Below are 12,632 nucleotides of genomic sequence, written 5' to 3'. Positions count from 1 at the left end.
GGCAAAGCCCATTGAATACGTCAATTGAAAGGCGCACATTCATGCCGACAATCACGTGATACGCATGAACGTGATCAAGAATGAACGCAGGACGAGAGAATGCCTCTTCTAAACAGAGCTTCCGAACTTCAATCGGAAGCCACCGAATGGCGCCGCCATCTGCATGCCAATCCGGAAATCCTCTATGATGTCGAAAACACCGCAGCCTTCGTAGCAGAGAAGCTGCGGGAATTCGGCGTCGATGAAGTCGTGACCGGGCTCGGTCGCACCGGCGTCGTTGGGATCATCAAGGGATCTGGCGGCGAAGGTCGCACCATCGGCCTTCGCGCCGATATGGACGCCCTGCCGCTTGACGAGATCACCGGAAAACCCTGGGCCTCGACAATTCCGGGCCGCATGCATGCCTGTGGGCATGACGGTCACACGGCCATGCTGCTCGGCGCGGCAAAATACCTGGCTGAGACGCGCAACTTTTCTGGTCGCGTGGCGGTGGTCTTCCAGCCGGCGGAAGAAGGCGGACGCGGAGCGCTGGCCATGGTCGAAGACGGCCTGATGGAGCGCTTCGGCATCGAGGAAATCTACGGCATGCACAACATGCCGGGCAGTCCGGTCGGCAGTTTTGCCATTCGCAAAGGCGGCATCATGGCTGCCCCCGACAAGTTTTCCCTGAAGATCACCGGTCGAGGCGGCCATGCGGCAGAGCCGCATAATACGGCAGACACGATCGTAATCGGAGCGCAGATCGTCAACGCCCTGCAGACGATCGCCTCGCGCAATGCCAATCCGCTGCGTTCCGTCGTCGTGTCCGTCACCCAATTTCACGCCGGGACGACCCACAACATCATTCCGGAAGAGGCCTTCATCTCCGGAACCGTCCGGTCACTCGACGAACAGGTGCGCGACCTTGCAGAACGCCGGATCGGCGAACTGGCCGCAGGCATAGCGGCAGCCCATGGGGCCTCGATCGACTACGATTACGAACGCGCCTGCCCAGTGACCGTCAATCATCCCGCAGAGACAGATCACGCCGCGCGTGCGGCGATCGAGGTGGTGGGCGCGGACAAGGTCGATACCGAGGTCGATCCGACCATGGCCGGCGAAGATTTTGCCTTCATGCTGCAGGCCCGCCCAGGCGCCTATATCCTGATCGGCAATGGCGACAGTGCCGGCCTGCACAATCCGGCTTATGACTTCAACGATGAGGCGATGGCCGCCGGGATTTCCTATTGGGTTCGCCTGGCGGAGCAGCGATTGCCGCGCTGACCAAGCCCATCATCCCCATGCAAAACCGCTTGGCTTGCAGCCTGTGCTTTTGTATGGAGGAGGAAGTGGTCCCGTAGCTCAGCAGGATAGAGCATCAGATTCCTAATCTGAGGGTCACGCGTTCGAATCGCGTCGGGATCACCATTCATTCCGCTTATATTTCGCCCTTGCGAATCTAGGGTTGCGTTCCGATTGTTATAAGGCATGATGGTTCCATGCCACGCCGACGGGTGTTTACTCAAATTTTTGCGTCGGCCTCAAACGGAGGGATATGCTATGGCACCAAGACCCCCGGGCAAGACCAGTGAAGAAAATGCGATTGTCGAACGCACGGTGCGGCGACTCTACGGCCGCACGCGTGCCGACAAGCATGTTCAGGAAAACGCGGAAGCCTTCGTCAGCTATCTGGTGAAGAGCGGCATTCGCGACGAAGACGAACTTGTGGAACTTGCGAGCATCGCCAACGGCAAACGCTATGACCCCAACAACGGGAGTTTTCTCTAAATTGCGAGCAGGGGCTGATGATCAACGGCGTCCGCCGTAAGGACGTGTATCGGCCCGCTCATCCTTTTCATAGAGCTCGCGCGTCGCTGCGTCCTGATTGAGGCGCTCACGTCCGCTCAAACGCCTTTGCCGCATGATGGCGAAAAATATTGCTCCGCCGAGCGACACCGGCCCCACCAAGACGACGAATAACCAAAAGAAATTGATCATGGCTGACCCTTTCATGACACGTGACAAGGATGTCATGGTGGAACCCGTCGAAGCACCGAAGGTTCCGAGACAGATCAGGTCGGTGTCTTGGCACTTTCTGTCTTTTCATCCAGAGCGGACTGGAGCTCTTCCGCCAGCTTGATGAGATGCGAAGGTACGTCTTCCTTGCGCATCTCCATCATCAACAAGTCCAGTTTGTCACGGACTATACCGCCCGTCCTGTCCCGCCGCGGTTCCTGCAATGAGATATTTTCGTTGTCCATGGGAACCTCCCGCTTGAGGGCTTTGCTGACAGGTTTGGCTTGGCGTCGTTTTCTGTACGCCCCTGATTCGACTTCGGATCAGCCACACCGAGAATTCGGCGCGCTTTAGGTCAGCCCGCCCCACCTTCCACCTCGGGGAAAGCTTGGACCAGCGTCTCACGATCGTCATAGTGAAGCGGACCGGTTTGCAGCACGACACTGATGCTCTCGGATACGTCGAGCTGCCCATCATGCCCGATCGCGGCGCGGTCTCCGGAAGCAAGAACAAGTGTAGCGGATCTCTTGAAGCCCTGCCGGATCAACCAGTCGCGCGGCGCCTGGACTTCCACGCTCGCGGCAAAGCGATCTCCCTTGCGATCAACCGTCACGTGATAGGCGACGGGTGAAAGGCGGCCACCGATCAGCAGCTGTCCTTGGCCGTCGGCATTCTGCACATGCGTCATGATTTTGCTCTCGCTTTCCGATTGTCCGGGAAAACGAAACCTCCGGGAGGCCTCCGGGTTCCGTCTGAAAAAGCCGTGCCGCCCGGAACCAGCGGGCCCGAAGGGCGTTCCACAAACGGGTCTGGAGGAGAAAGAACACCAGCGAGGCAAGAATGAGCAGTGCGCGCCAAACGACCGACCATGAGGAAATTCGCCGATGGATCGAGGAGCGTAAAGGGACCCCGTCTCGCCTTCGCGACAGCGGTGCCGACGGGATATTGCGCGTCGATTTTGGTGAGCCGGACGAGAGGCTTGAGGTGGTCGAATGGCAGGAGTTCTTTCAGATCTTCGAGAAGAGTGACCTTGCTTTCCTCTGCCAGGATATGACCGAAGGCGGCAAGACAAGCCGCTTCAACAAGTTCGTAAGCCGAAGCTGACAGCAAACGCGGTTTCGCCGACCGTTCACATTTTCGGGAACCAAGCCATAGGACAGACGTTCTCGCGTCGTTGTGTCCTGGCACCCCAGACATCGGAGGATGGCGATCTTGACGACCCATAGAGCCGAGCTTGCCGCACAGTCTGACGTGATCGAGTTGATACCGGCATTGCGTGCCTTTGCGCGGACCTTCTGCCAGAAGCCGGAAGAGGCTGATGATCTTGTGCAGGAGACCCTGACCAAGGCGCTCGCCAATCTCGACAAGTTCGAGCCGGGAACGCGGTTGAAGTCCTGGCTGTTCACGATCATGCGCAACACCTTCTGCACCCGCTTCAAGAAGAGCAGCCGTGAGACTGTGGGCCTGCCGGATGCGATCACTGCACGGCTGACGACCGAAGCCAGTCAGGAATGGACGGTGCAGGCTGACGAGGTGCGGCGGGCACTCAATCGTCTCCCAGAGCATCACCGAGAAATGCTGGTGCTGATCGTGATGCTGGGCGAACGTTACGAGGACGCAGCCGAAATCTGCGGCTGCGCCGTGGGCACCGTCAAAAGCCGCCTCAGCCGCGCCCGCCAGCAACTCCGGCGCGAGCTCGGTGAGAATGGAACGGACAGTCCTGTCGGATGACACGCAGCGCAGAGGATGATCCCCCGATTGGCCAGGCAGCCCTACCAGACGATGCCGCCGAACTTGAGGAGATCGGCCTGATCTACGGCACGGATACAGCACCCGGCATTGCCCGGCGCCGTCGAGGGAAGGGCTTTTCCTATCATCTTCCTGACGGCACGACCGTTGGCGATCCCAAGGTTCTCGCCCGTATCCGCAAACTGGCACTACCGCCCGCTTATGAGCGGGTTTGGATCAGCCTTGAGCCGCGCAGCCATCTGCAAGCCACCGGCTACGACGCGCGCGGTCGCAAGCAATACCGCTATCATCACGACTGGGCCGCCTGGCGCAGCACCCGCAAGTTCGACGACCTGATCGCCTTCGGTGAGGCCCTTCCCGCCATCCGCCGCCGGATCGCCCGCGATATCGCGGAGCATGCCGATTCGAGCTACTTCCTGCTGTCGGCCCTGATCAGCCTGCTCGACGTGACCTATATGCGCGTCGGCAACCGCGCCTATGCGGAGGAAAACAGGACCTATGGTGCAACAACGCTGCAGAAACGTCATCTGACCTTCGAACCCGACGGCATCCGACTGAGCTTTCTGGCCAAAGGCGGCAAGCGGGTGCGGCGAAAGCTCCGCCATCCGAAACTGCAGAAAATCCTTGAAGAGATTGCCGACCTGCCTGGCCGGGACCTGTTTTCCTGGCGCGACCAGGATGGGCACCTGCATCGGATCGATTCCGGCAGGCTCAACACCTATCTCGGCGAAATCACCCAGATGCGGCTCTCGGGCAAAACCTTTCGGACCTGGGGCGGCTCCGTTGCCGCCTTCGCAGAAGCCTGGAGATGCATTGAGGCATCGGAGCGTCCGACAATCCGGCAAATGTGCCAGGTCGCCTCTGATCGACTGCACAACACACCGACGATCTGCCGGTCAAGCTATGTGCATCCCGCCATTCTCGACCTGGCCGACAAGGCCACCGATCTCGACGCCGTGCGCGCCGTCGTGCTGGCCGCGCCGGAACGCGCCCTTTTGCGCGCTGACGAAAACCGTCTCATGGCACTCCTGAAGGGGCACTACGCCACTAAAGCCTGAGCGCGGGGAAATCGCAAAGAATCGAACGCAGAAAAGGGGCCGGGAAATCCCGACCCCTTCATTTGTGCGCGGCGATGCGCGTCAGGCTGCCTTCTTCTGGGCTGCAGCATTGACGGCTTTTTCAGCGAGCATGGTCAACGCCTCGTCGGTCTTGGACTCTTCAGCCAGCGTCTCGTCGAGAAGCTTGACGGCATCCTGATAACCGAGCTGCTGAGCCCAGGCGCGAAGCGTGCCGTAGCGGCTGATCTCGTAGTGCTCAACGGCCTGGGCGGCTGCCAGCAGGCCGGCGTCAAGCGCGGGCGAGCCCTTGAACTCTTCCATGATCTCCTCCCCCTCTTCGACGATGCCATCGATGGCGGGGCAGGTTTTGGCCCGCGGGCGCTTGCCGATGATTTCGAACACCTGCTGCAGGCGCTCGACCTGGCCCTCTGTCTCTTCCTTGTGCTGCAGGAAGGCGGCCTTCAGCTTCTCGTCCTGGGCGCCTCGGGCCATTTTCGGCAGGGCCTTCAGGATCTTGCGCTCCGCGTAATAGATGTCCTTGAGGGTCTCGTGGAAGAGCTCTTCCAGTGTCTTGGTGGCCATGTCGGTATCTCCTCGGTTATCGGTTATGGCCAGAGAAGAACCGGTGCGATGATGGTTTGTTCCGAAGGGAATTTTGCGCTTTATCCGGAACGATCGATGGCGGCCGACGGTTAGTTTCCAAGGTGGCGTCGCGCGTCACCCTCCCCAATCCAAAGGAGGAAACGATGGTCAATCGCAACGACAATTGGGATGCCGACTTCGGTCGCAACCACAATACCCGCCGTGGTCCTACGGGAGATTACGCGCCGGGTGAAAGCGGCTTCGTGCGCGGCTATGGCGAGAACCGGCCGGACGCCGACCGCTACACCGCCGAACGCCAGCGAGACTTCGGCATGGATGGCGGTTATGGCGCGAGCGGCTCACGTTATCCCCGCATGGGCCGCTCCGACTGGACGACCGACGATCTCGGCTATGCCGGGGATCTCGGTGATCGTGGCTATGGCGACGAGACCAGGGGCTATGCCCGTGGCGCCGGGCGCGGCTATTACCCCTCTGACAATCCCTCCTACCGGGGCGGTTATGGCCGCACCCACCGCGACCAGGACGAGGAGCGCGGCTTTGTTGACCGGGCAAGCGACGAGGTCGCATCCTGGTTTGGCGACGAAGAGGCTGCCCGCCGCCGCGAGATGGACAGCCACCGTGGCAAGGGTCCGAAAGGCTACCGCCGCTCGGACGCCCGCATCCTCGAAGACGTCAACGACCGGCTGGCCGATGATCCGGCAGTCGATGCCTCGGATATCGAAGTCACGGTGAAGGACGCGGAGGTCACCTTGTCCGGCCATGTGACCGACCGCTGGGAAAAGCGGCGGGCGGAAGACTGCGCCGATCGCGTCAGCGGTGTTACCCATGTGCAGAACAATCTGCGTGTCCGGATTTCTGGCGAAGGCAGCGTGATGACGCAGGCCTGAGGCCTGCTTCAAGCCCTGAGCGCGCGCAAGGCATTGAGGATGACCGCAACGTCGATCACCTCCTGCAACAGGGCGCCCTGAACCGGTGTGAGATACCCGAAGGCGGCCAGCACCATGGCGCCGCCCGAGAGCACAAGCCCGGCAACCGCACTTTGCCGAGCGATATTGCGGGACCTCCTCGCGATGCCACAGGCAAGCGGCAGACGTGACAGATCATCCGCCAGCAGCACCACATCCGCCGCTTCCGACGAGGCCGCCGAACCCCGCGCACCGATCGCTACCCCGACATCGGCCAGCGCCAGCGCCGGGGCATCATTGACCCCGTCTCCCACCATCATCACCACGCCAGAAGCGCGCTCCCGGCGGATGAGCTCAACCTTGCCTTCCGGCGCGAGGTCGCCTGCGACGGCATCGAGGCCGAGACTGGCCGAGGCCTTTTCCGCCACATCGGTGCGGTCCCCGGAAGCCATGACGATGCGGCGCACCCCGCCGGCCCTAAAAGCACTGATCGTATCACCGGCATCCTGGCGCAGCGGATCGGACAGGAGAATGAGGCCGGCCGCCCGTCCATCGATGCCGACAGCGACCACCGCCGTGCCGTTGTCGATGTCGGCTCGGGCAAAGTCTTCGTCGGCCAGCAGCTGCGAGCGGACATAACCACTGCCGCCGAGCACCACCTTGACGCCGCCGACCAGGCCGGAAAGCCCCCGCCCCGCCTCTTCGATGACACCCTGCGGCAGGATGAGGCCAAGGCCCCGCGCGGTGGCGGCGCGCACCAGCGCTTCTGCCGCGACATGGCCGGAGGCCTGATCGAGCGAGGCGGCCAGTGCCAGCACCTGATCGGAGGTGAAGCCCGGTTGCGGCCGGACCTCCGACACTTCCGGCCGTGCGGAGGTCACGGTCCCGGTCTTGTCGACGACCACGGTGGTGACCGCAGCCAGCGCCTCAAGCGCTCCCGCCGTCTTGACCAGCACGCCATGCGAGGCGGCGCGCGACATGCCGGCAATGACGGCGACAGGCACGGCAAGAATCAACGGACAGGGGGTGGCGACAACAAGCACGGCCAGCGCCCGCGTCGCCTCGCCGCTCCACCACCAGGCGCCGCCGGCCAGAAGCAGCGTGATGCCGAGGAAGACGAGGGCATAACGATCCGCCAGACGCGCCATCGGCGCGCGGCTGGCCTGTGCCTGTTCGACGAGGCGAACGATACCAGCATAGGTGCTTTCTTTCGAAGCGCGCAGCACCAGAAGGTCGAAGGCATCACCCAGCACGCTGCAGCCGCTCGGCACTTCATGGCCCATCTGGATGGGCACGGGCAGCGATTCCCCTGTCAGCGCCGAGAGATCGAGGACGGCCGTTGCGGCCAGCAGACGCCCGTCGACCGGCACGACCTCGCCCTTGCGCACCAGGATCCGGTCCTGCGGCTTGAGCGCCTCGATCGGCACGCTTTCCAAGGTCTCGCCGCGATAGCGCATGGCCGTGCGCGAGACTCGACCGAGCAGGGCCGTCATGTCGCGGCGCGCCCGCCCTTCCGCGAAGCTTTCGAGCAACTGGCCGCCGGCATACATCACGGCGACGATGGCGGCAGCGAGGTTTTCCCCAAGGGCCAGGCCAACGCCAATCGACAGAGCTGCGATGGCATCGACGCCCATCCGGCCGTTGAGGAGCGCCCGCAGGATATCGAGGACGAGGACGATAAGCACGGAACCGGCCCCGACCAGCCAGATCAGTGCGGCCTGTTCGGGACGGGCGGCGAGGAACAGCACCCCGCCCCCGGCAAGACAGAGGAAGGCAAGCGTCGCGAGCAGGACGGGCAGGCTCTCACGCAATCGTGTCGGCTGCAGAAAGTCCGGCATCATCTCATTCCCAAGGCACTGGCGAAAGGTCGAAAGCGACGTCTCTTGCTGCTCTTCGCTTTCCCTTGTAGAGCCTTCTGAGCATGAAGCAATCGGACGTAAGCAGCATGATCGACAGTGCCCGGCCCCGCCGCCTTTCAGTCCTTGGCTCGACCGGCTCGATCGGCGTCAACACGCTCGACGTCATCGCGCAGCTCGGCGGCCGCGACAGCTTCGAGGTCATGGCGCTGACCGGCAACGGCAGTCTCGACCTGCTCGCCGAACAGGCCCGCCGCACGGGCGCGAAACTTGCCGTTACCGCCGACGAAAGCCAGTATAGGACGCTGAAGGACCTGCTGGCAGGCTCCGGCACGGATGTCGCAGCCGGCGCAAGCGGGCTGGAAGAGGCCGCCGACATGGAGGCCGGCTGGGTCATGGCAGCCATTGTCGGCACAGCAGGCCTCGCTCCGACGCTGAAAGCCGCAGCACGCGGCGCCGACATCGCGCTTGCCAACAAGGAATGCCTCGTCTCCGCCGGCCATCTCTTCGTCGATGCTGTAAGGAAGGGCGGCGGACGGCTGATCCCCGTCGACAGTGAGCACTCGGCAATCTTCCAGTGCCTGGAAGCCGACCAGCGGCATGCGCTCGAGCGCATCGTGCTCACCGCGTCCGGCGGCCCCTTCCGCACCCACACACGCGAGCAGATGGCCAATGTCACGGTGCAGACGGCCCGCACCCATCCCAACTGGTCGATGGGCCTGAAGATCTCCGTCGGCAGCGCCTCGATGTTCAACAAGGCGCTGGAGATGATCGAGGCAAAACACCTCTTCGATGTCCGCCCTGATCAGATCGAGGTCGTCGTCCATCCCCAATCGATCATTCATTCGATGGTCGGCTACACCGACGGCTCCATCATCGCCCAGCTCGGCGTGCCGGATATGCGCACCGCCATTGGCTATGCCCTGACCTATCCGAAGCGCCCGGCGCTGAATGTCGACAGGCTCGACTTTGCCAAGCTCGCACGGCTCGATTTCGAGGCACCCGACGAAACGCGCTTCCCGGCCCTGCGGCTTGCCCGCACGGCGCTCGAACGCGGCGGATTGCAGGGCGCCATCCTCAACGCCGCCGAAGAAACCGCCTTCAACGCCTTCGTCGAAGACAAGATCCGCTTCCTCGACATGGCCGACGTGGTCGAGACGGTGATGGACGCGATGGTCGAGGGCGTGCCCGCTGATACGATTGCCGACGTCTATGCGGCGGATCGCGAGGCGAGGCGCAAGGCGGCTGAGGTGATAGATAGGCGCGATAGCAACGGAACCTCACATTAACCGACGATGGTCGGAGATATGGTATAGTGCTTCACTCAGCGTAAAGTCACATCGTTGATCTGATTGGACTATACTCGTATCTGCCGCTCTCACAGGCATCTGGTTGAATAAAAATTGAAACATTTCGAGACAGTGCTTGAGACTCTAGACGTCCTTCGTCAGGATCAGGGCGGCTTGCATCGGTCAGTGAAGAAGATTGAGCGCCTACCTGCTCCAAATGAAATGAGCTGGTGTATCGAAGATGCACCGCTAGTGGATTTCTGCCGCATGGGCAAAGTCGACCACGTTACTTCCATTTACCTCGTGGAGTGTCGCAAGCTCACCTCTCTCTACGGGCTCGCAGAGCGATTTCCCAAGCTAAAGTCGCTCTGGATGTATTCATGTGATCGGCTAAGCACCTTGGAGGGAATACAACCTCTCAAAGAATTACGAAATTTGACGATTTGGCCGTCCTTTTCGGGGACGATCAAGATCGACACGCTTCTACCACTGGCTAGCACCCGCGCAATTGAGAATCTGGTATTCGCCGGTACGAGCAAAGATGGTCTGCTGACGCCTCTGTACGGGTTGGACCACCTCGAACGCCTTTTCGTATCGAACAACTTCTCTTGGGATCAGTTCGCGCGTTTTGAGGCGCAGCAGCCTAACGTTGAATTCCCGTGGAAAGGTGGCGTCGTCTACGACGCCAACCCGGCCATATTGACATGTGAAGCCTGCGGCAAGCCAAAAGCAATGTTGACTGGTAAGGGAACGAGGCCGTGCTGCCCCGATTGCGACGGTGGTCGCTTATCAATTCACACTAAGCGTTATCGCGAGTTGTCGCGTAAATCCTAACTATCGAGACAGAACACAAATACTAACGCTTCGACGCAACTCTTCGATATGGGCTTACCCTCATTTTCGGAATTTGCCGTGAGCTGTGTCCCACCGAACCGATCACGCCACCGCACGCGCCAGAGCGCAGCGCGACCAGAGCTGGTGCAGCGAGCCTACGAGATGTTCAAGATCGGCATCGGAATGCAGGGGCGTCGGGGTGATGCGCAGCCGTTCGGTCTTTTTCGGTACCGTCGGATAGTTGATCGGCTGCACATAGATGGAACAGTTGTCGAGAAGCAGGTCGGAGATCCACTTGCACTTGGCGGCATCGCCGACCATGACTGGCACGATATGGCTCGGGTTCGGCATATGCGGAATGCCGGCCTTGTCGAGCATGGAGCGCAGGCGGCGCACGCGCTCCTGATGGGCGAAACGCTCGACCTGGCTGGTCTTCAGATGGCGGATCGAGGCGACCGCACCGGCGGCGAGCGCCGGCGGCAGAGCCGTCGTGAAGATGAAGCCGGATGCAAACGAGCGGACGAAATCGCAAAGCGCGGTCGAGGCAGCGATATAGCCACCCATCACGCCGAAGGCCTTGCCAAGCGTGCCTTCGATGATCGTCAGGCGATCCATCAGGCCTTCGCGTTCGGCAATACCGCCGCCATGCGCGCCATACATGCCGACGGCATGGACTTCGTCGAGATAGGTCATCGCGCCATACTTGTCGGCGAGATCACAGATTTCCTTGATCGGCGCGATATCGCCATCCATCGAATAGACGCTTTCGAACGCGATCAGCTTCGGCGCCTTCGGATCGGCAGCGGAGAGCTTCGCTTCCAGATCCTTGACGTCGTTGTGCTTCCAGATGACGCGCTCTGCCTTGGAATGGCGAATGCCTTCGATCATCGACGCGTGGTTCAGGGCGTCGGAGAAGATGATCAGGCCCGGGATCTTGGCGCCGAGCGTACCGAGCGTCGCCCAGTTCGAGATATAACCCGAGGTGAAGATCAGCGCCGATTCCTTGTTGTGAAGGCCGGCAAGCTCGCGCTCGAGCAGGACATGGTAATGATTGGTGCCGGAGATATTCCGGGTGCCACCGGCACCGGCGCCACAGTCGTCGATCGCCTGTTTCATGGCATCGATGACGAACTGGTTCTGCCCCATGCCGAGATAGTCATTGGAGCACCAGACGGTGACTTCCTGAGTGCCGTTCTCGGTGTAGCGGGTCGCACGCGGAAAATTGCCGCGCTGGCGTTCCAAATCAGCGAAGACGCGGTACCGGCCTTCCTCGTGAAGCCCCGCGAGCTGATCCTTGAAAAACGCCTCGAAATCCATGCCTAAACTCCAGTCTACGACACTCTTTTGTGTCTCTACGTCGCCGGGGTCAAGCCCGGTTTTGTAAATTCATTCTAAACTGCGACAAATGGCGCGAACATTAGAACCCTTACACATAGATCCTAACGGATTGTGCCGGAGCAAACTTGATCTGCGTCAAACTCAGCGAAAAAGGACGGCCACAGCCGCCCTTCTCCTGAAGCCTGGGGATCTGGATGGCGTCACGAAGCCTGAACGGCCCGCTTCGCCATCACCCGGATCAGATTGGCCCGGTATTCCGCCGTGCAATGCAGATCCGACATCAGCTCCGACGGATCAATCTCGACCCCGCTGACGGCATCCGGCGACCAGTTCGCCGAGAGCGCGGCCTCAAGCCCGGCATGGCGGAAGACGCCCGACGAACCGGCACCGGTGACCGCGACACGAACGCCACCCGCCCCTTTGGAGACGAAGGCACCGGTCATGGCATAGCGCGACGCCGGATTGGCGAACTTGGCATAACCCGCCCGCTCCGGCGCATCGAATCGAATTGCCGTGATGATCTCGTCATCGGCCAGTGCCGTTTCGAAGAGGCCGACGAAGAAGTCGTCGGCTGCGATCTCGCGGGCATTGGTGACGACGGTTGCGCCAAGGCCGAGCACGGCCGACGGATAGTCCGCAGCCGGATCGTCATTGGCCACCGATCCGCCGATCGTGCCCAGGTGGCGGACATGTGGATCGCCGATCATCGAGGCGAGATGGCAAATTGCCGGGCAGACCGCGCGGATGGCCGAGGAAGAGGCGACCTCCGCATGGGTGACGGCTGCACCGATCGTCACGCGGCGCCCTTCCACCTTGATGCCCTTGAGGGCATCGATATGCCGGAGATCGATGAGGTCAGACGGCTGGGCGAGACGCTGCTTGAGCGCCGCAATCAGCGTCTGCCCACCGGCGATGAATTTGCCGTCCTCGGTGCCGCCGAGCAGTTTACCGGCCTCTTCGATGGAGGAGGCACGATGGTAGCTGGTTGAATAGAGCTGCATGGTC

The 12,632-nt window shown here is 61.5% G+C and carries 15 protein-coding genes and 1 tRNA gene; 9 read left to right on the top strand and 7 right to left on the bottom strand.

Features of this window, described 5'->3' with window-relative positions; genetic code table 11:
• Positions 1 to 99 precede the first annotated feature (99 nt).
• The 3 genes from AC1PUL_RS20170 to AC1PUL_RS20160 all read left to right on the top strand — a co-directional run bounded on the left by AC1PUL_RS20170 (position 100) and on the right by AC1PUL_RS20160 (position 1,767).
• A complete protein-coding gene (locus AC1PUL_RS20170) occupies positions 100 to 1,263 on the top strand; it encodes a M20 aminoacylase family protein (RefSeq protein ID WP_480465783.1) in 1,164 nt (387 codons plus the stop codon).
• A 67-nt stretch (positions 1,264 to 1,330) separates the two neighbouring features.
• Positions 1,331 to 1,407 (top strand) — tRNA-Arg (locus AC1PUL_RS20165).
• 132 nt (positions 1,408 to 1,539) lie between these two features.
• Complete coding sequence (locus tag AC1PUL_RS20160; RefSeq protein WP_480465782.1) at positions 1,540 to 1,767, top strand: hypothetical protein; 228 nt, start codon at positions 1,540 to 1,542, stop codon at positions 1,765 to 1,767.
• A 21-nt stretch (positions 1,768 to 1,788) separates the two neighbouring features.
• On the opposite strand, the gene AC1PUL_RS20155 is transcribed toward AC1PUL_RS20160, so the two are convergent.
• The 3 genes from AC1PUL_RS20155 to AC1PUL_RS20145 form a co-directional block, all read right to left on the bottom strand.
• On the bottom strand, positions 1,789 to 1,977 hold the full coding sequence (locus tag AC1PUL_RS20155) for a hypothetical protein (protein ID WP_480465781.1): 189 nt from the start codon (positions 1,975 to 1,977) through the stop codon (positions 1,789 to 1,791).
• A gap of 74 nt (positions 1,978 to 2,051) precedes the next feature.
• Entirely contained in the window at positions 2,052 to 2,240 is a 189-nt protein-coding gene (locus AC1PUL_RS20150; protein WP_480465780.1) for a hypothetical protein, read from the bottom strand.
• Between the two features lie 110 nt (positions 2,241 to 2,350).
• A complete protein-coding gene (locus tag AC1PUL_RS20145) occupies positions 2,351 to 2,683 on the bottom strand; it encodes a hypothetical protein (RefSeq protein ID WP_480465779.1) in 333 nt (110 codons plus the stop codon).
• 152 nt (positions 2,684 to 2,835) lie between these two features.
• On the opposite strand from AC1PUL_RS20145, the gene AC1PUL_RS20140 reads away from it, so the two are divergent.
• The 3 genes from AC1PUL_RS20140 to AC1PUL_RS20130 all read left to right on the top strand — a co-directional run bounded on the left by AC1PUL_RS20140 (position 2,836) and on the right by AC1PUL_RS20130 (position 4,802).
• Positions 2,836 to 3,099 (top strand): hypothetical protein, encoded by a 264-nt coding sequence (locus AC1PUL_RS20140; protein ID WP_480465778.1) that lies wholly within the window; start codon positions 2,836 to 2,838, stop codon positions 3,097 to 3,099.
• 99 nt (positions 3,100 to 3,198) lie between these two features.
• On the top strand, positions 3,199 to 3,726 hold the full coding sequence (locus tag AC1PUL_RS20135) for a sigma-70 family RNA polymerase sigma factor (protein WP_480465777.1): 528 nt from the start codon (positions 3,199 to 3,201) through the stop codon (positions 3,724 to 3,726).
• Positions 3,723 to 4,802 (top strand): DNA topoisomerase IB, encoded by a 1,080-nt coding sequence (locus AC1PUL_RS20130; protein ID WP_480465776.1) that lies wholly within the window; start codon positions 3,723 to 3,725, stop codon positions 4,800 to 4,802. Before AC1PUL_RS20135 ends, AC1PUL_RS20130 begins: the two co-directional genes overlap by 4 nt.
• 81 nt (positions 4,803 to 4,883) lie before the next feature.
• On the opposite strand, the gene AC1PUL_RS20125 is transcribed toward AC1PUL_RS20130, so the two are convergent.
• The gene (locus AC1PUL_RS20125) at positions 4,884 to 5,384 is read right to left on the bottom strand and encodes a YciE/YciF ferroxidase family protein (RefSeq protein WP_480465775.1); all 501 of its coding nucleotides are present in this window, start codon (positions 5,382 to 5,384) and stop codon (positions 4,884 to 4,886) included.
• Positions 5,385 to 5,548: 164 nt separating this feature from the next.
• Between AC1PUL_RS20125 and AC1PUL_RS20120 the strand changes: the two genes are divergently transcribed.
• On the top strand, positions 5,549 to 6,292 hold the full coding sequence (locus tag AC1PUL_RS20120) for a BON domain-containing protein (protein WP_480465774.1): 744 nt from the start codon (positions 5,549 to 5,551) through the stop codon (positions 6,290 to 6,292).
• 8 nt (positions 6,293 to 6,300) lie between these two features.
• Here AC1PUL_RS20120 and AC1PUL_RS20115 read toward each other — a convergent pair whose 3' ends face one another.
• Positions 6,301 to 8,148, bottom strand: coding sequence for a heavy metal translocating P-type ATPase (locus AC1PUL_RS20115; protein WP_480465773.1), 1,848 nt, complete (start codon positions 8,146 to 8,148; stop codon positions 6,301 to 6,303).
• A 107-nt stretch (positions 8,149 to 8,255) separates the two neighbouring features.
• Here AC1PUL_RS20115 and dxr point away from each other — a divergent pair, with 107 nt between their 5' ends.
• Together dxr and AC1PUL_RS20105 are read left to right on the top strand one after the other, a co-directional pair.
• On the top strand, positions 8,256 to 9,455 hold the full coding sequence (gene dxr / locus AC1PUL_RS20110) for a 1-deoxy-D-xylulose-5-phosphate reductoisomerase (RefSeq protein WP_480465772.1): 1,200 nt from the start codon (positions 8,256 to 8,258) through the stop codon (positions 9,453 to 9,455).
• A 267-nt stretch (positions 9,456 to 9,722) separates the two neighbouring features.
• Positions 9,723 to 10,289 (top strand): leucine-rich repeat domain-containing protein, encoded by a 567-nt coding sequence (locus AC1PUL_RS20105; RefSeq protein WP_480465771.1) that lies wholly within the window; start codon positions 9,723 to 9,725, stop codon positions 10,287 to 10,289.
• 102 nt (positions 10,290 to 10,391) lie between these two features.
• Here the strand turns inward: AC1PUL_RS20105 and hemA are convergent, their stop codons facing one another.
• Together hemA and AC1PUL_RS20095 are read right to left on the bottom strand one after the other, a co-directional pair.
• On the bottom strand, positions 10,392 to 11,606 hold the full coding sequence (gene hemA, locus AC1PUL_RS20100; protein WP_480465770.1) for a 5-aminolevulinate synthase: 1,215 nt from the start codon (positions 11,604 to 11,606) through the stop codon (positions 10,392 to 10,394).
• Positions 11,607 to 11,827: 221 nt separating this feature from the next.
• Positions 11,828 to 12,628, bottom strand: a complete 801-nt coding sequence (locus tag AC1PUL_RS20095; RefSeq protein WP_480465769.1) for an FAD binding domain-containing protein — start codon at positions 12,626 to 12,628, stop codon at positions 11,828 to 11,830.
• Positions 12,629 to 12,632 lie beyond the last annotated feature (4 nt).

The sequence above is a fragment of the Rhizobium sp. P43 genome, assembly GCF_056730705.1.
Note: the sequence above shows the minus strand (reverse complement) of the source record. Positions and strands in the feature narration are given on the sequence as shown.